Below are 20,793 nucleotides of genomic sequence, written 5' to 3'. Positions count from 1 at the left end.
GATGGCGGAAGGGATCCACCTGTTCCCATCTCGAACACAGAAGTTAAGCCTTCTTGCGCCGATGGTACTTATCCGGAAACGGATTGGGAGAGTAGGTAGTCGCTCAACAAAAGAACCTTGTACGATTTATCGTGCAGGGTTTTTTTGTGCATAAAAATATAAAAAGGGAAAAGATAGGCGGGATCCCAGACAAGACCCAGGCAGGACCGCTTTGCGGCCTAGAGGAAAGAGAGAAGAGATAGGGAATAGGTTATAGAGCATAGGTAGTAGGGAAAAGATAGGAAATAGGTTATAGGGGCTAGGAAGCAGGGGATGTGAAATATGAAATTCTTATTAAGTAGCCGATAAGTATATAGCAAGTAACCTGTAAGTATCCGTTAAGCAACTACTAGGTATCAGGGGAGCACATTATAAAAGTTTGATGATAGATAAAAGAAAACTAGCGAACTTTATCTTTTTTAAAATCTTCTTTTCTTTATGTTACTATATACATAGTTATTAAATGAAGAATTTATAGATGGAGAGGGATATGAGAATTTTGCATGTGATTGCTCAGCTGCCTGCTTTGACGGGGAGCGGGGTTTATTTTACGAAGGTGATCGGGGAGATGAAGAAGGAAGCTGTGGAGCAGGCGGCTCTTTTCGGGTCTTATCCTGGTTTTGAATGGGATGTGATCGAGGATGTTTATAAGGTTCGTTTTGAAGAGGAGCTGAACTTTCCGATTGTGGGAATGAGCGATATTATGCCTTATAAAAGTACCCGTTACGGGGATCTGACTTTAAATCAGTTTCATTATTGGAAGAAGGCTTTTCACAAAGAGTTCCAAAGGGCTGTGGAGGAATTAAAACCGGACGTAGTATTAACTCATCATACCTGGATCCTTTCTTCTCTTGTGGCGAAGGAGTTTGAAGGTCCTGTTTTTGCGTTCTGTCATAATACAGATCTTCGTCAAATGCAGCTGAATCCTCATTTTGCAAAGGAAGTGATAGATCTTCAAAATGTACAAGGGGTATTTACCTCAGGGAAATCGGAACATGAACCCTTAATCCATGATTTTCATATTTCAGAAGAAAAACTGTATCCTTTAGGCGGAGCTTATGATCCTGCTGTATTTTTTCCGAGGGAAAGAAAGGCGAATGAGAAGACAAGATATATTTATGCTGGAAAACTTTCCGATGCCAAAGGCACACCGGAGCTTATCGATGCATTTCTTTTACTGCAGAAAGAACTAGAGGATGCGGAACTTACGCTTATAGGCGAGCCTATGGGAGATAATGCAGAGATGATTTTAGAGAAGATAAAACAGTCCAAGGATATTCATTTATATCCCCTTGTTACCCAGCAGGAACTGGGAGAACTGTTAAGAGAGCATGATGTGTTTATCCTTCCTTCTTATTTTGAAGGAATGCCTCTTTCTCCGATTGAAGCATTGGCCTGCGGTATTTCCGTTATTATGACGGATAATGAGAATTTGAGAGACCTTGTAGGAGAATGGATTGTGAATTGCGGCTGGATAGATTTTTTAGAGATGCCGAAACTTTCAGGTGTAGACCAGATAGCGGAAGAATCAAAGGAAGATTTTATTCTCAGGTTAAAAGAAAGCATGATCCGCCAAAGAAGATGGAAAGATGAAAAGCAAAGCGATACGATAAGAAAAGAAATCGAATCCCATTCCTGGACAGGGCTTGTGAGGAGAGTTTTGGAGATCGTCAGGAAAGAAGGTTAAGAGCCTAAAAAGAGTGAAAGAGTCTTAGCGTGGAAGAGTGGAGATGATGAAGAAACATGGAGATTGTTTCTAGGATAAGATAGAAAGCAGGTTTTGATTTGCTGAAGGATCTGTAGTTTTAATAATAAATAGACTAGAAAGAAAGAACGGAGCAGGTGAATGAGGCTCTGTTTTTTATTTGGCTAAGAACGACCTGCTAATCTGTTGTCAAATTTAAGTGCCTGATTTGGATTAGGACTTTAAGAGGTAAGATGATGAAGAACCATGGAGCTCGTTTCTTTTGAGAATAAAAAATGTACCGATCTTGCCTTCATCAGGCAGACCGATACACAAAGTTATTTTAATTCAATATTTTATTAGATAGTATATTTGAATTAGGCTTAGTCATAATCCCTTTCTATCTTAAGCAGAAAAATAAATGAATTTTTTGTTTTTCTTCCATATCTTCACTCTGTCACTCTTATACTCTTCACTCTTTTTTTAAGTCCTATTTCTGTTTATAGTGTTCTAAGAAGCTTGTTAATTGTTCGACTGCGTATTCCAGGTCTTCGATATTTGGCAAGAAGACGATTCGGAAGTGGTCCGGATCTGGCCAGTTGAAGCCGGTTCCTTGGGTGACAAGGATTTTTTTGGAACGCAGAAAATCTAATGAAAATTTCATATCGTCTGTGATATTAAATTTCTTGATATCGAGTTTCGGGAAGATATAGAAGGCTGCTTTTGGTTTTACAGCTGTGACTCCCGGGATGGCGTTTAGGGCTTCTGTAATGTATTCGTTTTGATCATATAATCTTCCGCCCGGTTTTAAAAGTTCGTTTCCCCGCTGTATGCCGCCTAAAGCCGTCTGTACGATGGATTGAGCAGGGACATTGGAGCAGAGTCTCATAGAGGATAAAAGATTTAGTCCTTCGATATAGCCTTTGCCTAAGGACAGGTCTCCGGTTAAAACCATCCATCCGATACGGTATCCTGCTACTTTATGGGATTTAGAAAGTCCGTTGAAGCTAACCACGAAAACATCTGGAGCTAAAGAAGCAACTGCTGTATGTTTTTGTCCGTCATAAATCAAACGGTCGTAAATTTCGTCTGCAAAAATCATCAGTTTATTTTGTCTGGCAATTTCTACGATTTCTTTTAGTACTTCGTCTGAATAGAGGGCACCTGTCGGGTTATTTGGATTGATTATAACGATGGCCTTTGTACGAGGGGAAATCTTCTTTCGAATATCATCCAAGTCTGGATTCCAGTCTGCTTTTTCGTCGCAAAGATAGTGGATAGGTGTTCCGCCTGATAGAGATACGGAAGCTGTCCATAGAGGATAGTCTGGAGCAGGGACAAGGACTTCATCTCCTGTATCCAGCAAAGCCTGCATAGACATGGTGATCAGCTCGCTGACCCCGTTTCCTGTATAAATATAGTCTATAGAGGGGTTGGGGAAGTTTTTAAGCTGGCAATACTGCATAATAGCTTTTCGTGCAGAAAAAAGTCCTTTGGAATCGGAATAGCCTTCAGAATCCCTGAGGTTATACCGCATGTCTTCGATGATTTCATCGGGTGCCATAAGATTGAAGGGGGCAGGGTTTCCGATATTCAGTTTCAATATTTTTATGCCCTCTTCTTCCATGCGAAGAGCTTCGTCCATTACCGGGCCTCGTATATCATAGCAAACGTTATCTAATTTTCTCGATTTATTAAACATTTTATACCTCTTTTGTGTATTCTATAGGAAAAAGTTCTTTTGAAATAATAGATATATTTTACCACAAATGGCCCTATAGATAAATGAAAGGGGGGATTGTTTGAATTTTCTTAAAATTTTTGTAGATTTTTTTGGAAAATGATAACAATTATCATTGACAAATCAAAAATACTGGATTATACTATATTTAGTTAGTAAGTGCTAACCAAATTTTAGCAGATACTAACCTCCATAAAACTGTTAAAGAATGGAAGAGATTCTGCTGCTCCCCCCGGTTTAAGCAGAATCTCTCTAGAATTTATATTCTACACATAGTTTATACTTTCTCATCCCCCGAGAAAGCATAATATTTGAGCTGAAGCATACTCCTTTACTTATTTCTAGAGCCATTCTTTAACAAAACTTTCTCAGTAGTTATGTTCGCGAAAAAAGACCAGACGGTCTTTTTTTATTTCTTAAAAATAGGGTATGATATATACTATAATGAAGGTATTTTAGAAGGAGAATAGAATGCATTTTATAAAAGATTCAGTAGAAAATTATTTAGAAACGATATTAGTTCTTTCAAAGAAGAACAATATGGTTCGAGCTGTCGATATAGCAGCTTATTGGGATATCAGCAAGCCCTCTGTCAGCAATGCTATGAAAAATTTAAGAGAACAGGGTTTGATCTTAGTAGAAGAAGATGGAAATATTCTGCTTACAGAAAAGGGAAACTCCCAAGCGAAAGGAGTGCTGGAAAGACATTCGAAGATAAAAGACTTTCTGATTTATATCGGTGTGGATCCGGCTACTGCAGAAGAAGATGCTTGTAAAATGGAGCATGTGTTTTCTGAAGAGAGTTTTCAAAAATTCAAGTCTTATTGCCACTGGATTACTGAAAACAACAAACCTTACAGCGACGAGATTGAAAAGCAGAAATAAATTACTTTCGCAAGGAAGATAAAATTACTTGTTCAGAGGTGAGAAGGATGAAAAAAGTATTATTTATTTGCAGATATCATGAAGGAAGAAGCCCTATGGCAGAAGCTTTTTTGAAGAAATACGGTGAAGGAAAGTTTGATGTCTATAGTGCAGGCTTGGAAGAAAGAGACATTGATCCTTTAGTACAGAAGGCGATGGAAGAAAAAGGGTTGGATGTATCAAATATCAGCAAAAAACCTTTAAAGGATTATATCCGAGACAGCGCTTATTTCGGGTATGTGATTTCTTTATGCGATCGGAATGAAGAAGAGGATTGTCCTATATATCCCGGAACACCTCACAGAGAACATTGGCCTATAGAAGCTCCGGATAGGAAGGCGGGTACTGAAGAAGAACGTCTTGGGAGAATAAGAGAAATTCGGGATGAAATCGAAGAAAAAGTACTGCAGTTTATCGAAGAGCAGAAGTAAAAACTCTCCATCTGGAGGGTTTTCCTTTCATCGATGGAGTTGACAAGATAGAAGAATATAAGTATACTAGTATTGTAATACAGTAGAGTTGGTGTTTTTCTTTTCAATCAATAGAGCTATTATATATAATATGTAAAGGCAAGAAAAATACAGGGTATGAATTTATGAAAAAGGTTTATAAAGGAGGATGGTTATGGAAACAAAAAGATTTTTTCCACGTAGAGAGCTGAAAAAAGAAGGAAGAGCATCTTTGTCAGGACATTGGGGAAAAGCAATTGTCATTATTTTAATCGGGGCGCTTATAAGCGGGATCCCTTCTATAGTTAACTTCAACACGCAAATGGGAAGTATAGATTTTGAAAACATGAATACGGCAATGTATGTATCCCAAGTCCAACCGGATGCAGGAACAGCGCTGTTGGGAATTCTTTTATCGTTATTAAGCGCAGTGTTGATTGCGGCATATACAATGGCAACTTCTAAATGGTATCTGGATCTTGTACAGAAAAATCCCAATATAAGTTTAGGAGATTTCTTTGGAAACTTCAGTTTGGCAGGAAAAGGGATCTTAGCCTGGTTGTGGATGAGTTTATGGATGTTTATTTGGATGCTGATTCCAGTGGCTATTTTTATAGCGGCAATGATGCTTGGCGGAGCAGCGATGTTTGCAAGCGATGGAAGTTCAGGAGGAACTTTTGTCTTTTTCCTATTGATGCTGGCGGCTTTTGCAGTTTATATCGGTATTGCGATTTGGAAAGGGTATTCTTACGGACAGATTTTTAATGTAATTGCAGATAGCCCGAATATCGGGGTACGGGATGCGATGAGATATTCCATCGCGATGACAAAAGATTATATTATGGACTTGTTTATATTGGATTTATCCTTTATTTTATGGGGAATATTAATCATTGTTACTCTTGGTTTGGCATCATTTTATGTAGGGCCCTATATGGCTTCCGCTCAAGCGATGGCTTATTTCTTCTTACGAGATCAAGCCTTAGATAGAGGCCTGTTATCTCCTCAAGAATTTGGTCTAGAAAAACAGAGGGTAAGAGAAGAACCGATTGTAGAAGAACCCTATATGGACGAAACCATAGAAAAAGAGTAAAGGAGTTATTATGAGCGAATCTATGTACAAGAATCCTCAAGAACCGAAAAAACAAGAAGAGGAACGTAAAAAACGAAACAAAAAAGGGCTCTTTATATTTTTAGGGATCTTGGCAGCTGTGATTCTTATTGCCCTTTTAGCAATAACATTCACACCAAAAGGAGAAACTTCTCTTTACAGAGAAGAGCCTTTTTCATCCGGAACACAGAATGTAGCCAAGATTTATATAGAAGGTACCATCGAAGAAGACGGTGCTACGTACAATCAAGAGTGGGTAACGGGTCAGATTCGAAATGCAATGTACGATAAAGACAATAAAGGAATTATGCTGGTGATTAATTCTCCAGGCGGCACTGTCTACGAGTCCGACGAAACATGGCAGAGATTGATGGACTATAAAAAGGAAACAAATCGCCCTGTTTATGCCTATATGGAACAGATGGCAGCCTCCGGAGGGTATTATATTGCTTCTCCGGCAGATAAGATTTTTATCAATCGAAACGGTATTACAGGTTCTATCGGAGTAATTGGCGGAATGAGTCTTGATGCCAGCAAGCTTATGGAAGATATTGGTATAAAAGCCGATTATATTCATACTGGAGACAATAAGGTAATGGGAAATTTATTCCAGCCGATGACAGAAGAGCAGAGAAATATTATGCAGCAGATGTCTGATGAAGCTTACGGACAGTTTATCGATGTGATTGCAGAAGGACGCAAGATGGACAAAGAAAAGATCAAGACTTTAGCTGACGGGAGAATTTATACTGCGAAACAAGCCAGTGAAAATGGTTTAGTAGACGGAGTTGGCGAGTATGAAGACTTTGAACAGCGAATGATCGAAGATCAAGGTCTTGGAGATAAAGTGCGTTTTGTCGATAAAGAATATAAAAAAGCGGCTTCTTTTTGGCAAAGTATGCTGGGAGCAAAAGGCGAAAGTGTTATGAAAGCTTTAAGCGGCGATAAAATTTCAGCAACCATGGAAACTCTTAATGAACTTAAAATCGATGAGCCGATGTACCTTTATCAAAAATAACGAAAAATCATTTTAAAGAAGAGATCCTTTTAGGATCTCTTCTTATGTTATGATAGAGTTAAGAATTTGAGGAAGAGGAGTCTTTATTTTTGAAAAGGATATCCTGTTTTTTAAAAAGGAAAATTTTGGAGGGAAGCATGAAAGTAATAACTGTAGGCCGGGAGTTTGGAAGCGGCGGAAGGGAATTCGGCAGAAGGCTGGCGCAAACGCTGGGGATTGCTTACTATGACAAAGAAATTATCGAAGAGCTGTCGAAGCGGACTAAAATGTCGGAGGATTTTGTTTCTGAAATCGTTGAAAAAAGACCTGTTCCTTTCTTTCCGATTACAATAGGAAGAAGTTTTTATCCCATGGAGAATCCGATTTTTGAACAAAGCCAAGAGATTTTCCGCCAGCAGACGAAAATTATTCAAGAAATGGCAAAAAAATCAGACTGTGTAATTGTAGGGCGCTGCGGAGACGATATTTTAGAAGAACTGGATCCGATTCGAATCTTTATCTATGCGGGAATGGAAAGCCGAATCAAACGCTGCCGATTAAAAGCAAGTCCGGAAGAAGGACTTTCAGCGAAAGAGATGAAGAAAAAAATAAACGAAATTGATAAAGAACGTTCGAAATATTATGGTTTTTATACAGGAAAGAAATGGGGAGATCCCCTGAATTATGATTATATGATCAACACAAGTTTTAAAGAAATCAAGGAACTTGTACATAAGTTTTCGAAGATGGTTTAAACTGTAAAAAGAAGAGTGTGAGAGTGGGGAGAGTGAAGAGGGGAGTTGTGGTGGAAAATAAGAAGAACGCTTATTTTCTACAGTTGAAAAAAAGCGTTGCTAGACGCTCGCCTATCTTCACTCTTGCACTCTTTTTTTCTTTCCACTTCTTTAGGATTTTTACAACTCTTATATCAAATAAAAAGGCCTCCGCTTGATGCGAAGGTCTTTTCTTATTTTTTAGAATGTTTTTTGCCGTGTTTATATTTTCTTTTATTTGCAGCGCCTTCATAATGAACGCCTTCGTCGGCTAAAGGAGCTTCTGGGTCGAACTCTTGTTTCGGGGTGAAGGTCTCTTTTATAGAGGAGGCTGTTTCTTCTCTTTTTTGAGCTCTTTCTTCTTTTTCCTTCTGGATCTTCTGATATTCTTCTTGAGAGAGGATGTCGGATATATTAATATTTACTTCAACGACCTTTATTCCTTTTTTGTTTTGAACCGTGTCGATTACTTTTTTCTTCAATTCTTCAAAGACTTTTTGTCCAGATTTTCCGTATTCTAATATAATATCTGCATCGATGGTTGTTTCATTCTTGTTCTGATCGATAAAAGCATGAACGCCTTGAGTGTCTCTTTCAGGGGTGCTGTCTTCTTCAAAACTTCCTTGAATAGAATCGGCAAAAGACTCTACAGGATTCTCTTTTGTTCCCAAAACCCCATCTACTGTTAAGATTGCTTCTTTTGCAATCGCTTCCAGATCCTTCCATAGTGAAAGGACATCTGTTGAATCCGGTGAACTTTTTTGTTGATACTTATTGTTTGTCATAATCAATACTTCCTTTCTTTTATTCTCATCCTATATTCTTTTATACCCGATGGAATAGCGTATAATTATTTTAGAAGAAAAGAAAGAGTTTTATCTAGGCAGCTATGGCTTTTTCATTAAAATACTGGAAGATCTGGTTCATGCGGCTTTGGGGATCGGAAAGAAGCATTTCTTCCGGATGCCATTGGATACCCATGCGAAGTCCTTCACGATCTTCAAAAGATTCTACCAGCTGATCTTCGCTGGTACTTGAGATAATAAGATCTTTTCCTAAATCTTTTACACACTGATGATGAAGGCTGTTGGTATGGATCTTTGATGTACGATCGAGAATTTCCCATAATTTTGTATGTTCCTTTAAAAACACTTCGTGATGGGGAAGGCTTTTATCTTCTGTCTGAAGATGAAGGAGGCTTTCGCAGTTTCTCAAAGACAAGTCTTGATAAAGATTTCCACCTAAAGCGACGTTCATCATCTGCATTCCTTTGCAGATAGCAAGGATAGGTTTGTTCATTTCGATACCATATCTCATAAGGTCGTATAAAAACAGGTCTAGATCGTAGTCTATCGGTCCAAGGAGGGGCTGAGGTTCTTCACCGTAAAGCCTAGGGTCCACATCTTTGCCCCCTGAGAAAATAAGACCATCGCATTGTTTTATGAGATCATAAGCTCCTTTAAAACCTTTGCAGTAAGGAATCAAAAGGGGGTTGCCTCCGTTTTTACAGACTGCTCTCACATATCTTTCATTTTCATAAGCACGATCTTTTTTTATAAACAAGGGATCAAGCTGATCAGCTCTTGCTCCAAGTATACCGATGACGGGTCTCATTCTCTCACTTCCTCTCGATGTAATAAAGTCTGCACTATAACCAAGTGCATATATATGTTTACTATGATTAAGAATAATAATAGCATAGTTTTGCAGAAGGGTCAATCTTTTTATAGTGTATGAGAGAAATCTGTTCTATGGAAGGGAAAATCTATTGACCGCTACTTAGAGATTGCATAAGATCAGCTATCCTAAATAACTAAAAGAGGTATAATAAGAGAAAGATTAAAGAGAGGTTATGAAGATAAAATATGAAACTATTTAAACACTACTATAATGTGGTAAAAGTCTTCCTTCGAGGAGGATCCCATTTTATTAAATATCAGATTTTTACAAAAATGTTGGAAGGAGCTCTGCTTTTGCCTTTCTTTTATTGGGCGGTTCAACGTCTTCTAATTTTCGGAGGGTTTAAAGTCATCAGCAACGGAGATATTCTGTCCTTTATTCGAACGCCTTACGGGGCGGGGATACTCCTTTTGGGATTTGTGTTTCTATCCCTTGCGATCCTCATCGAAATAGCCGGTACAATTACCATTAGTTCTTTAGTCATTCATAAAGGGCCGGAGGTAAGTTTTTACGAGATTATCAAGACAAATATAAAAAAGATGCCAAAATTTCTAGACATCGGTACGGTGATTCTTCTTCTATATCTAGCAGTGTTCATACCTTTAACAGGAGCAGGAATTACCTTAAACTTCTTTCAGAATATCAGGATTCCGAAATTTATCAGTTCGGAAATTTTTGCGAATCCGAAATATCTGGCTTTGTATGTGCTGATGCTGCTTTTGATGGTCGGTTTTAGTATCTTTCTTTTGTTCACCTTTCATTTTCTTGTGATCGGAGATGAGAGGCCTTTCCAAAGTATTAAATACAGCTTTAGGATGGTGAAAGAGAACTTTTCGGATCTTATGAAGTACTTTATAGGAACGGCTCTGATTAATATTTTTCTCATAAGCGTGATTGTTGTCTGCTGGCTGTTTTTTATTCTTTATATTATTGAAAATGTGCAGATACAAGGTGCAATGGGACGAATCGCTTTGATTGTATTATGGTTTATTCAAATACTGGGTATTCAGTTTGCCTCTATTTTGTTTTTTCCTTTTGAAGTTCATCACTTGACAATGCTCTTTTATCAATTTGCGGAGAGAACACCCGGGTTTTATCATCTGGCAGAGAAACGAGCGAAGCTTATAACAAAAACCAGGGAGCATTTTGTAGATCATCTTTTTGATAGAAAGAGGATGATTATTATTGTAGGTGTACTGGGGATTTTTCTAGCGGCGATTCCTATTGGGATATTTTTCCGAGAACTTTTTTATCCTCAAGCAGCGGTAAAGGTGATCGGTCATAGAGGGGGAGTTATAGGAATCCCGGAAAACAGCATTTCTGCAATTACAGAAGCTGTGAAACAGGGAGCGGATGCTGTTGAAATCGATGTGCAGAGGACAAAGGACGGGGAGTATATTCTCAACCATGATAATACTTTTTCAAGAATGGCTGGCGTTCGAAAAACCTCGCAGGAAATGACGGTCAAGGAAATCAAAGAGCTGGACTTAGGGTATCAGTATCCAAAATTCAAAGGAGAGCGGGTAGCTACTTTAGAAGAGGCGATCGACTCGGTAAAAGGAAAGGCTGGACTCTATATCGAATTAAAGGGAAGTACAGCAGACAAACAAATGGTAGACGATGTTGTGAAGATGGTGAAGGAAAAAGGAGTTAAAGACAGTATTGTTCTTATGACCTTGGATTATAATCTGATCAAATATATTGAAGAAAAATATTCCGAGATAGAATCGGGATTTGTTTACTTCTTTGCCGTAGGCGATCCCGGGAATTTTGCAGCGGATCAGCTGCTTTTAGAAGAAGATGCGGCCACGAGGGATGCCCTAGACAAGATCTTGGGTGCAGGGAAGAAGCCTATCGTCTGGACTGTAAATGACGAAGAGTCTATGGATAAATTTTTGGGAGAAGAAGTTCATGGTATTGTTTCAGATAATGTGGAAAGTTTAGAAGGCAGGATTCAGGCGATCAATGAAAAAAGCGATCAGGATATTATTCTAAATCTGTTCTTAAAAGGAAGCTTTACGCTGCCTTTTCTGAATTTAAGGTTGTAGGGAAGAGATAGGCGGGATCCCTGAGGGGACCCAGGCAGGATGCCTTTGGCACCTAGGTTTTAGGCGGCACGCCTACGGTGGCCAGGGAAAAGGATAGGAAAAGATAGGGGATAGGTTATAGGGGATAGGAAGTAGGGAAGAGATAGGCGGTATGCCTGCAGTAAAAGTGTGGAGAGTGAAAGAGTGGAGTTGTTGAGAATTTTTTCGCTATCGCTCAAAAGTTTTCTTGTGTTAATAAAATAAAAGAAACGCGTCTCATGTTTCTTCCACAACTCCCCTCTCCCCTCTATCACATTCCACACTTCTTTTAATCTTTTCCTGCTCCCTGTCTTAACATTTATAAAGGATTTCTTTGATTCTGCTGGCGATACGAAGGGGGTTTTCGCTGTGTTCGACAACGGGGCCTTTCCAAGATCCTTTTGTGTGGTTGATTCCGTTAAGGACTTTGATACCTTTTCCTTCCAAAGACCAGTCGTAGAGGTTTTTTGTATAGTCGTCTAAAAGATAGCATCGTTTATCGACTTTAAAAGGAACTGATTTTCTTTTACTCTCGCCGCAGATGGCGAAGATTCGATTTTCTTTTGGAATATGAGGCAGATGGGTATCAAGCCATTCGTGTTTTTCTTCTACTGTATAGACAGAATCGGAGAAAATACTTGTTAAAATAAAAAGTTCTATCTCCTTTTCATCGCTTAAAAGTTTTACAGCTTCGAGCATATTTTCCATAATGGGTCGTGTATTAAAATATCCTTTTTGATAAAGAATTTCGCTGGAAGCAAGCTCTGTATCCCAAGTAGCGATGGTTCCATCCATATCGACGAATAATTTTACCATAATATTTCCTCCTTGTTTCTATAATTATATATTCCTATTAATATATGAAATTTTACAGCATCTGTCAATCTTTTTTATTCATCTACGCCTTTCCTTTTTTCATCGGATAAATAGTTACAATAAAGTTATGATAATCATTTTAATGGATTTTGTGATATAGTTTATATAAAGTCTAAGTAAAATATTTGAATTTATATTTTCGTTCAAGGAGGAAATATTATGTTTATAGAGCCTTTATCTGAAGGTTTGCCAATGGCGGTATTGATGGTGTTTACCTTAATCGTATGTTCTTTCGCCATTTTGAAACTAGGGAAATTTCTTCCCAGCGACCGGGGCCGGGAGTTTGCATTTCAAGCAGAAAAGTCTGCAGGAAAGAAGACCAGCACGGGGATTATCTTTATCTCTGTTTTTGTAGCCGTTACTTTAATTGCGGTGAAACTCAGCTGGGAAATCCGCTTTTATATTATCGCAGTCTTTATAGAAATGATGACAGGGTATTTGGATGATAATTCGAAGAAACCTTGGGGGGAATTGACAAAAGGACTTCTGGATTTTGCAGTGGCTTCGTTTATTGCGGTAGTCTACATAATGAATAACGGAACCATGATTCGGTTGGCGCTGTTTTCTACAGATATTCAGATTCCAGTACCGATTCTTTTCTTTTTGATTATTGTGCTGAACTGGGTTTCTATTAATGTCACAAATATTACCGACGGAGTAGACAGTCTTTCTGCAAGGCTTGGTACAGTAACACTCTTATCTTCCATGCTTGCTGCTGTGAAATTAGGCACAATAGGGGAGATGAAGCCGGTCTATCTGGTTTTCCTAGCGGTGCTGTTCGTTTATTTATACTTCAATGCGATTCCAAGTTCTCATCTGATGGGAGATGCAGGTTCTAGAGCGATGGGGGTATTTATCAGTATTGCTTTATTAAAAACAGGCAGCCCTTTTCTCTATATTCCATTTGCCTTTGTTTTTATAGCCGACGGAGCTTCCAGTTTAATGAAGCTTTCCTTTATCCGTTATTTGAAAATGAAGAATTTTATGAAGGATATACAAACGCCTCTTCACGATCATTATAGAAAGAAGATCGGCTGGGCAAACGAGCAGGCGGTTACAAGATTTGTACTGCTTCAGCTTATTGTATCGATTGTTATTCTTCTCCTTATATAAAAAAGGTATCTGCAAATTTAGCAGATACCTTTTTTATTTTGGAAGATTGAGGTAGTAAGGTGTTTTGCATTTAGGACAGAGATTCTTGCCCGGTGTAATGACATACTTCTGTCCGCAGCGCTGGCAGGTATGTTTATACTGCAGCGGATAGTCTTTATCCTTTTTAAAAAGAGATAAGAATTTTGAAAGCAGTTTCATAAAGCACCTCCTTGAGTTTCTTTGTTATAGGATACCCCGTTTCAACTTTTTAAAGAAGGAATTCTATACAAATAAGATGAAACTGATATAATACAAAGCAAATAGGAGAAACCAAGGAGGAAAAATTATGGGAAAAATGCCGATGCTTTTCGTAGGGCACGGAACACCGATGAACGCTATTGAAGATAATCAATATTCTAATACATGGAAGAGAGTTTTAAAAGGATATGAAAAACCCAAAGCAATCTTGTCGATTTCCGCCCACTGGTATACAAAAGGAAGCTATATTCAGAAGGTTGAGGAACCGAAACAGATCTATGATATGTACGGATTTCCAAAGGAATTATATGAATTAAAATATCCGGTTTCAGGCTTGGAGGAATTGTCGGATCGTGTTTTAGAATTGGCAGAGGAAGTTTCTGTTAATAATAACTGGGGAATCGATCACGGCAGCTGGTCTGTGCTTTGCCATATCTATCCAGAAGCGGATATTCCGGTTGTCCAGCTGAGTATCGACGGAGATCTGTCTTTAAAAGAACATTTTGAACTAGGGAAAAAGCTTGCTTCTTTGCGAGAAGAAGGGATTCTGATTTTGGGTTCTGGCAATATTCTCCATAATCTTCGGGATGTAGAATGGGATCGAAAAGACATGACAGAAAAGGGGAAAACTTTCGACGATACGATCCATGATTTGATTCAAGGACGGGACTTCAGTTCTATTCTAGAAATCGAAAATAATGAGATTTTTAAATATGCAGCACCAACACCTGAGCATTTTATTCCTCTTGTATATATCCTTGCGAATATCGAAGAGGATGATGAAATAGAGGTCTTTAACCGGGGAGGAGAGATGGGGAGTCTTTCTATGACAAGTTATTTGATTAAAGAGCTTTAAAAGAGAGTTAAAAAGAGTGAGAGAGTGGAGTTACGGTGGAAAGATGAAAAAATCATTTTTCTACATAAGTAATGGAAGGCAGGTTTTTGGCAGCGGAAGGTTAAATTATAGAAATATATTTTCTGTTATAATTTCTCTCTTTTCTCTTCTAATTTTCTCCGAATCTCATTATCGTTGTAAATGTAAAAGAGCATTGAGTCTTTTTGGAAAGTAGACTCAATGCCCTTTTTATTTGAAATATTTAGTTTTTAGCTAGTGTTTTATTCAGACTAAAACCTTCTTTTGTATCTCCTAAAAGGATAAAGCCGATCAGTTCGTCTTCTTTATAGAAGTACTTTTTGTAGATATAGTTTTCTTCATCCAATTCTGTTTTTGTTTCGATGCCTTCTCCTTCTTCGATAATTCCGGCTGAATAGAGGGGAAGGTCCATGGAGTTCATAGAATAAGGGACAGAGGGCATCGTATAGGTCATATTGCCGCCGGCAGCATTGGTTCCGGCTACGGCTCCTTCATTTTTTGAAATCATCCACAGTCCATACCATTCGTTGTTTACAAGGGCATTATCTCCGCAGGCGTATACATCGGGAATGGAGGTTTCCATATATTTATTGACCACGATTTGTCTGCAGACTTCTGCTTCGCCGCTGTATTTTTCTATAAGATCCAGTCTTGCCCTAACACCTGCAGAGATTAAGACAAGCTGGCAGGGGATACGGCGGCCGTCTTCTAAAAGGAGTTCTTTCACTCTTCCTTCTTCGACTGTAATAATTTCTTTTGTGTCCGCTTCAAAGAGAACATCGATACCAAAACTCTTTGTTTTCTTTAGATAAAGCTCAGATCCTTTTTCATCAAGCTGTCTGCTTAAAAGGCGGTTTCCTCTTTGCAGAACGGTTACATGGCAGTTTCTTTCGCTTAAATTGTGGGCAGCTTCCAGACCTAATAAACCTCCTCCGATAATCACAAGATCCTCTACTTGAGGAAGTTCTTCGCTGAGTTCTAATATATTATCCATCGTCCAGATTGTATGAACCCCTGTTGCTTCCACATTCTTAATAGGCGGAAGGAAAGCTTTCGAGCCGGTTGCAAGGATCAGCTTGTCAAAGGGGAATCTTTCTCCAGAAGAGGAGATCACTTCTTTCGTATTATCATCTACATCAACAATCTTTGTATTTAATCGAAGATCGATATTTCTCTCATCATACCATTCTTTCGGATGAAGAGTGATTTTGCTTTCTTGAGAAGTGTCCGCAGCTACTTGAAACAGACGGATACGGTGATAAGGCAGCTGGCTTTCTTCTGAGAATAGAAGAATAGAAATATCTTCGTTTTGTTTTCGAGCCGCTTCTGCTGCAGCGACTCCAGCGCTTCCAGCGCCGATTATAATTAAATTTTTCATAATACTCCTTATTATAATTAAATTTCAGTTTTTAATAGTATTTGTAGTATACCCTTTTTTCAGACAGAAAAGGTTCTATCGTTAAGAAAATGGGTATTGTTAGCAATATTATATCATTATATTTAAAAAAATATAGAGAGCTTTAAAAAAGAAGTGTGGAGTGTGAGAGAGGGGGAAGAGATAGGGAGTAGGTTATAGGTTCTAGGAAGTAGGGGAGGTGGAAAATGCAAAGCATTTTCTTTATATAAAAAGGCGTCGTTAGACGCTCCCCTGCTCCTAAGCGTTGGGGGTGTAAAAGGAGGGGGTCTGGGGGAGGATAATTGGCCGATCGTTTCTAGCCAATGGCAAAATACTGCTCTTGGGAAACGAGTGGCATGAGCTAGACCTAACTTAGTTTTCGGTACCTGTTTTTATAGTATGTTAAAAAATGAATGTACTTTTCATTTTTGTCAATAACTCCACTCTTTCACTCTCTCACACTCCACACTTTTTTAAGTCCTCCCCCAGGATTAGAGACTAAGACCTTCTTACGCTGTAGAAGTATCGAAAATTCATAATCTAAATATTTGAAAATATTGAAGAAAGTCGGGATTGCTGCGCAACCCATGTTTTAAGCAGGATGATTTCAGCACCTAGGCTGCAGGAAGAAGAGTCTGATGATGAAAGGATACTACCCGCAGAAATTAAGGCAGATATCATTAATGTTTTTAAAATAGAAAATAAATATATTTGTTTCTTTTCTATTTTTTTCTAATTCTCTTTGTATTGTTTTAATTTCGGCTGGAACATAGAGGTTTCGGGCAAAAGAAAAACGGACATCTCGGATGTCCGTTTTTATCTTAGAACACTGGAAGGATGGCTCCTTTGTAGGTGTCTTCGATATATTTTTTAACTTTTTCTGAATTTAATGCTTCCATTACTTTTTTGATTTCTGGTTTGTCTGCATCTTCCGTTCTTGCAACGACAATATTAGCATATGGACTGTCTGTTGCTTCGATGGCTAAACTGTCGTTTAGAGGGTTTAAGTTTACTCCTAAAGCGTAGTTAGAGTTGATAACTGCAAGCCCTGCTTCTTGATAGGTAGAAGGGATAGAAGCGGCTTCCATCGCTGTGAATTTTAAATTCTTATTGTTTTCTACGATATTGGCTTCTGTAGCAGCTAGGTTCGTGTTATCGTCTAATTTAATAAGTCCTTCTTTTTCCAATAGAAGAAGAGCTCTTCCTCCGTTTGTAGCGTCGTTTGGAATGATCACTTCATCTCCGTCTTGTACTTCAGACAAAGATTTGTATTTTGCAGAATAGACTCCGATAGGCTCTAAGTGGACAGCGCCGATTTTTACAAGGTTTGTAATATTGTTTTCTTTTACGAAATTATCGAAATATGGTTCATGCTGGAAGAAGTTTAGATCTACTTCTTTGTCGGATGTAGCAGTGTTTGGGATTACATAATCATCGAATTCTACGATTTCTAATGTGATTCCTTCAGCGGCTAAATCTTCTTTAACCTGCTCTACAATAGCTGCGTGAGGTTCTGGAGATACGGCGATTTTTACAGTCTTTGCCTCTCCAGCAGGTGCTTCTTGCTCTGTATTTGTAGCGGCTTGTTCATTGTTTGTTCCGCCGCAGGACGCTAAGAAAAATACAGATAATGCCATTAATAAACTAAATAAAACTTTTTTCTTCATAGTTCTCCTCCTATTTTTTATTGATGCTTGTGGATATTTTTGTTCCGATCCACTGCATCAGCTGTACTATGATAACGATGACCAATACGGCAATCCATAGGACAAATTCTTCTCGGCGGTAGTAGCCGTATCGAATTGCCAGATTACCCAATCCTCCGCCGCCGATAGTGCCGGCCATAGCGGAATATCCCACCAGCATGATCATCAGATTGGTGACATGTGCGATAATTCCCGGCATAGATTCGGGAATTAATACTTTTCTTACAATTTCTCCGTTTGTAGAGCCCATAGACTTTGCAGCGTCGATCAGCCCTTTCGGAACATTTGTAAATTCCTGTTCGAAAAGCCTTGTTATAAATGGAAAGGCTGAAATTGTCAGAGGAACAATAGCTGCTGTCGTTCCGATTTTTGTTCCCACAAGAAGACTCGACAATGGAAGAACGACGATCATTAAGATGATAAAAGGAAAAGATCTTAAGATATTAATGATCACATCCAGTACTCTGTAAAGTCCTGAAATAGGGTTCAGTCCGTCTTCTCGAATAACAAAAAGAAGTATAGCTAAAGGAAGACCGATCACTACAGCGAGAAGGGCGGATAAAACGACCATATACAATGTCTCTAATGTTGAGGGAAGGACAAGGTCCATTATTGCGTCGAAACTCATGCGATCACCTCCACTTGTACATTATCGTCTTGCAGCGTTTTTAATACATCCTGATTTTGTTCTGAAGTTCCTTGAAGCTCTATAATCAGATAGCCGGTTCCGGCTTTATTGAGCTGTTGTACGCTTCCTGCAATGATATTTACTTCTACGCCTTTGTCTAAAATAATATGGGAGAGAAGAGGTTTGTTGTAATTTGTCTTGTCGAAGCGAAGACGCACTACAAGGCCTTCATAATCCCCTTGGAGAATCTCGTCTCCCAGAGGTTTTCCCTGAAGTCTTTCGATAAATGCTTTTGTACGGTCCTTTTTCGGACGGGCAAAGAGTTCCTCTACAGTATTTTCTTCAATAATCAAACCATCTTCCATAACAGCGATCCGGTCGCAGATTTCCTTGGCAACTTCCATTTGATGGGTAATCAAAATAATCGTCGTGCCGAAGGTTTTTACGGTTCGCTGCAATAGATCCATAACAGCTTTTGTGTTTTCAGGATCTAGAGCGGATGTTCCTTCATCGCTTAAAAGAATCTGAGGATTTGTCGCCAAAGCTCTTGCAATAGCCACTCTTTGTTTTTGCCCTCCTGAAATTTCAGCAGGATAGGAATTCTTTTTATCGGATAAACCGACAAATTCCAAGAGTTCATCGACTCTTTTTCCGATATCTTCTTTTTTCATTTTTGAAATTTCCAATGGATAGGCGATGTTTTGAGAGACTGTTTTTTGTGCGAAAAGATTAAAATTTTGGAAGATCATTCCCATATCTTTGCGCATATCCAGAAGTTCTTTCTTTTTCAAAGAGGTAATCTCTACATCGTCGATATAGATTTTTCCCGAAGTCGGCTCTTCTAAACGGTTTAAGCAACGGACAAGGGTTGATTTTCCGGCACCGGACAAACCGATAATGCCGTAGATTTCTCCTTGCTCCACTTCAAAGGACACATCTTTTATAGCGTGAAATTCGCTGTCTTTTCCTGTAGAAAAGGTCTTTTTCAGATGTTCTACTTTTATCACATAATCACTTCACTTTCTTGTATAGAATAAGATAAACATATAGTTTAAGTATAAACGAAAATGTAGAATTATGCACCCCGAAAACATAACCTATATAATAGATAGGAGTATACCATATTGTTAAAGATTTGAAAAGGATTTTCAAATCTTTAAGGCGGGATCCCTGACGGGACCCAGGCAGGATCCCTGCGGAACCTAGGCTTTAGGCGGCACACCTGCGGTGGCCAGAGTAACAGATAGGAAAAAATAGAAAAAGATAGGGAATAGGTTATAGGGATTAGGAAATAGGGAAAGTGGAAAATGCAAAGCATTTTCTTTATATAAAAAGGTGTTGTTAGATGCACCACTGCTCCTAAGCGTTGGGGGGTAAAAGGAGGGGTATTGTATAGGAGCTATATAAAGTTAATCCTATTCAAAGAGCATAGAATTTTTCCAGAAATACGGCAGGGAATGTTTGGGTAATAATAAAGAGTAAAGATGGTTTATAGATATTAGGGGTAAAAGGATTAAATGCTGGAGGTTGGGATGAATCGAAGAACACAATATATCTATTTTTTTACAGGGATTTTTCTGCTGGCACTGGGGGCGGCTCTTTCTACTAAAGCGGGAATTGGAACGACTCCTATGGCGGTTCTGCCTGTAGTTGGCAGTATGATAACAGATTTTACCGTGGGACAGCTTTCTGCAGCGATGAATCTTTCTTTTGTGTTTTTTCAGTGGCTGATTCTTCGTTCCCGTTTTACAAGATCGATGCTGATTCAAATTCCCTTATCCTTTATCTTCGGGTTTTTTATCGATTTCTGGCTGTCTGTATTGTTTTGGCTGAACCCTTCAAATTATCTTTTCCAGTGGCTTCTGTGTATAGTAAGCATTCTTGTCGGTTCCTTCGGGATCTATCTTGAGATCGGAGCCGCCTGCTGGACATTGTCAGGAGACGGTCTAGTACATATTATTTCAAAAGAATATGGAAAAGATTTCGGAAAAGTAAAAGTAGCCTTCGATATTATACTAGTATCCCTTGCCGTGGTGCTTTCTCTTTGGAATTTCGGGAACCTTCAGGGAGTAAGGGAAGGGACATTGGCAGCTGCGGTGTTTTTCGGGATTTGCGTAAATGTTTACAAAAGAAAGTTTTGCTTTTTTGGAGATTTTTAAGACTAAAAAAAGATGGGGTTTCCCATCTTTTTTTCTATAGAAACATTTTCGGTACGGCAAAGGGCTGGATGGTTATATTTTCCCAGACTTGTCCTGTGCAGTAAGGCTCTACTTCAAGCCACTTGTCGATATATTCTCGGGAGGGGCAGTTAAGAATCATTACCGATCCGATCATTTGACCTCCTTCATTTAAAAGGGCTCCTGCATAAAGGACTTCATTGGCTTCCTTTCTTTTGCGTATTCCTTCTAAATGGGCCTCTCTTTCGTTTTGACGGCGGGTTAAAGCCCGATCGTCGGTGTAGTCGTAAGCTGTTATTATAAATTGCATAGTGTTTTCCTT

General features: G+C 38.8%; 20 protein-coding genes and 1 rRNA gene. 11 read left to right on the top strand and 10 right to left on the bottom strand.

The window, feature by feature from the left end; translation table 11 throughout:
• Together rrf and ACTQ46_RS09345 are read left to right on the top strand one after the other, a co-directional pair.
• Positions 1 to 108 (top strand): 5S ribosomal RNA (gene rrf, locus ACTQ46_RS09350); the annotation flags it as partial.
• Positions 109 to 529: 421 nt separating this feature from the next.
• Complete coding sequence (locus ACTQ46_RS09345) at positions 530 to 1,726, top strand: glycosyltransferase family 4 protein (RefSeq protein ID WP_441749287.1); 1,197 nt, start codon at positions 530 to 532, stop codon at positions 1,724 to 1,726.
• 487 nt (positions 1,727 to 2,213) lie between these two features.
• Here ACTQ46_RS09345 and ACTQ46_RS09340 read toward each other — a convergent pair whose 3' ends face one another.
• Entirely contained in the window at positions 2,214 to 3,425 is a 1,212-nt protein-coding gene (locus ACTQ46_RS09340; RefSeq protein ID WP_441749285.1) for a pyridoxal phosphate-dependent aminotransferase, read from the bottom strand.
• Positions 3,426 to 3,935: 510 nt separating this feature from the next.
• Here ACTQ46_RS09340 and ACTQ46_RS09335 point away from each other — a divergent pair.
• The 5 genes from ACTQ46_RS09335 (at position 3,936) to ACTQ46_RS09315 (ending at position 7,700) form a co-directional block, all read left to right on the top strand.
• Complete coding sequence (locus ACTQ46_RS09335) at positions 3,936 to 4,349, top strand: metal-dependent transcriptional regulator (protein ID WP_441749283.1); 414 nt, start codon at positions 3,936 to 3,938, stop codon at positions 4,347 to 4,349.
• A 47-nt stretch (positions 4,350 to 4,396) separates the two neighbouring features.
• Positions 4,397 to 4,819 carry an arsenate reductase ArsC gene (locus ACTQ46_RS09330; protein ID WP_441749282.1) on the top strand — a complete coding sequence of 141 codons (423 nt, stop codon included), beginning with the start codon at positions 4,397 to 4,399 and terminating at the stop codon, positions 4,817 to 4,819.
• 193 nt (positions 4,820 to 5,012) lie between these two features.
• A complete protein-coding gene (locus tag ACTQ46_RS09325) occupies positions 5,013 to 5,930 on the top strand; it encodes a DUF975 family protein (protein WP_441749280.1) in 918 nt (305 codons plus the stop codon).
• A gap of 10 nt (positions 5,931 to 5,940) precedes the next feature.
• Complete coding sequence (gene sppA / locus ACTQ46_RS09320) at positions 5,941 to 6,966, top strand: signal peptide peptidase SppA (RefSeq protein ID WP_441749278.1); 1,026 nt, start codon at positions 5,941 to 5,943, stop codon at positions 6,964 to 6,966.
• 137 nt (positions 6,967 to 7,103) lie between these two features.
• A complete protein-coding gene (locus ACTQ46_RS09315; RefSeq protein ID WP_441749276.1) occupies positions 7,104 to 7,700 on the top strand; it encodes an AAA family ATPase in 597 nt (198 codons plus the stop codon).
• 212 nt (positions 7,701 to 7,912) lie between these two features.
• Here ACTQ46_RS09315 and ACTQ46_RS09310 read toward each other — a convergent pair whose 3' ends face one another.
• Together ACTQ46_RS09310 and ACTQ46_RS09305 are read right to left on the bottom strand one after the other, a co-directional pair.
• Positions 7,913 to 8,503, bottom strand: a complete 591-nt coding sequence (locus ACTQ46_RS09310) for an Asp23/Gls24 family envelope stress response protein (protein WP_441749274.1) — start codon at positions 8,501 to 8,503, stop codon at positions 7,913 to 7,915.
• Between the two features lie 94 nt (positions 8,504 to 8,597).
• Complete coding sequence (locus tag ACTQ46_RS09305; protein WP_441749272.1) at positions 8,598 to 9,332, bottom strand: gamma-glutamyl-gamma-aminobutyrate hydrolase family protein; 735 nt, start codon at positions 9,330 to 9,332, stop codon at positions 8,598 to 8,600.
• 251 nt (positions 9,333 to 9,583) lie between these two features.
• Here ACTQ46_RS09305 and ACTQ46_RS09300 point away from each other — a divergent pair, with 251 nt between their 5' ends.
• The gene (locus ACTQ46_RS09300; protein WP_441749270.1) at positions 9,584 to 11,446 is read left to right on the top strand and encodes a glycerophosphoryl diester phosphodiesterase membrane domain-containing protein; all 1,863 of its coding nucleotides are present in this window, start codon (positions 9,584 to 9,586) and stop codon (positions 11,444 to 11,446) included.
• Between the two features lie 330 nt (positions 11,447 to 11,776).
• On the opposite strand, the gene ACTQ46_RS09295 is transcribed toward ACTQ46_RS09300, so the two are convergent.
• Complete coding sequence (locus ACTQ46_RS09295) at positions 11,777 to 12,280, bottom strand: 5' nucleotidase, NT5C type (RefSeq protein ID WP_441749268.1); 504 nt, start codon at positions 12,278 to 12,280, stop codon at positions 11,777 to 11,779.
• 219 nt (positions 12,281 to 12,499) lie between these two features.
• On the opposite strand from ACTQ46_RS09295, the gene ACTQ46_RS09290 reads away from it, so the two are divergent.
• Positions 12,500 to 13,453 carry a hypothetical protein gene (locus ACTQ46_RS09290; RefSeq protein ID WP_441749266.1) on the top strand — a complete coding sequence of 318 codons (954 nt, stop codon included), beginning with the start codon at positions 12,500 to 12,502 and terminating at the stop codon, positions 13,451 to 13,453.
• Positions 13,454 to 13,486: 33 nt separating this feature from the next.
• On the opposite strand, the gene ACTQ46_RS09285 is transcribed toward ACTQ46_RS09290, so the two are convergent.
• Positions 13,487 to 13,651 carry a hypothetical protein gene (locus tag ACTQ46_RS09285; protein ID WP_441749264.1) on the bottom strand — a complete coding sequence of 55 codons (165 nt, stop codon included), beginning with the start codon at positions 13,649 to 13,651 and terminating at the stop codon, positions 13,487 to 13,489.
• Positions 13,652 to 13,778: 127 nt separating this feature from the next.
• Between ACTQ46_RS09285 and ygiD the strand changes: the two genes are divergently transcribed.
• Positions 13,779 to 14,546 (top strand): 4,5-DOPA dioxygenase extradiol, encoded by a 768-nt coding sequence (gene ygiD / locus ACTQ46_RS09280; RefSeq protein ID WP_441749262.1) that lies wholly within the window; start codon positions 13,779 to 13,781, stop codon positions 14,544 to 14,546.
• A 241-nt stretch (positions 14,547 to 14,787) separates the two neighbouring features.
• Here ygiD and ACTQ46_RS09275 read toward each other — a convergent pair whose 3' ends face one another.
• The 4 genes from ACTQ46_RS09275 to ACTQ46_RS09260 all read right to left on the bottom strand — a co-directional run bounded on the left by ACTQ46_RS09275 (position 14,788) and on the right by ACTQ46_RS09260 (position 19,301).
• Complete coding sequence (locus ACTQ46_RS09275) at positions 14,788 to 15,942, bottom strand: NAD(P)/FAD-dependent oxidoreductase (RefSeq protein WP_441749260.1); 1,155 nt, start codon at positions 15,940 to 15,942, stop codon at positions 14,788 to 14,790.
• An 839-nt stretch (positions 15,943 to 16,781) separates the two neighbouring features.
• The gene (locus ACTQ46_RS09270; RefSeq protein ID WP_441749258.1) at positions 16,782 to 17,627 is read right to left on the bottom strand and encodes a MetQ/NlpA family ABC transporter substrate-binding protein; all 846 of its coding nucleotides are present in this window, start codon (positions 17,625 to 17,627) and stop codon (positions 16,782 to 16,784) included.
• Between the two features lie 10 nt (positions 17,628 to 17,637).
• Entirely contained in the window at positions 17,638 to 18,294 is a 657-nt protein-coding gene (locus ACTQ46_RS09265; protein ID WP_441749256.1) for a methionine ABC transporter permease, read from the bottom strand.
• Positions 18,291 to 19,301, bottom strand: coding sequence for a methionine ABC transporter ATP-binding protein (locus ACTQ46_RS09260; protein ID WP_441749254.1), 1,011 nt, complete (start codon positions 19,299 to 19,301; stop codon positions 18,291 to 18,293). The genes ACTQ46_RS09265 and ACTQ46_RS09260 overlap by 4 nt, the downstream gene beginning before the upstream one ends.
• A gap of 525 nt (positions 19,302 to 19,826) precedes the next feature.
• On the opposite strand from ACTQ46_RS09260, the gene ACTQ46_RS09255 reads away from it, so the two are divergent.
• Positions 19,827 to 20,453 carry a YczE/YyaS/YitT family protein gene (locus ACTQ46_RS09255; protein WP_441749252.1) on the top strand — a complete coding sequence of 209 codons (627 nt, stop codon included), beginning with the start codon at positions 19,827 to 19,829 and terminating at the stop codon, positions 20,451 to 20,453.
• A gap of 34 nt (positions 20,454 to 20,487) precedes the next feature.
• Here the strand turns inward: ACTQ46_RS09255 and ACTQ46_RS09250 are convergent, their stop codons facing one another.
• Complete coding sequence (locus ACTQ46_RS09250; RefSeq protein ID WP_441749251.1) at positions 20,488 to 20,781, bottom strand: YciI family protein; 294 nt, start codon at positions 20,779 to 20,781, stop codon at positions 20,488 to 20,490.
• Positions 20,782 to 20,793: the final 12 nt, after the last annotated feature.

The sequence above is a fragment of the Gallicola sp. Sow4_E12 genome (assembly GCF_052116305.1).
Taxonomy (GTDB): Bacteria; Bacillota; Clostridia; order Tissierellales; family Peptoniphilaceae; genus JBQKLI01.
Note: the sequence above shows the minus strand (reverse complement) of the source record. Positions and strands in the feature narration are given on the sequence as shown.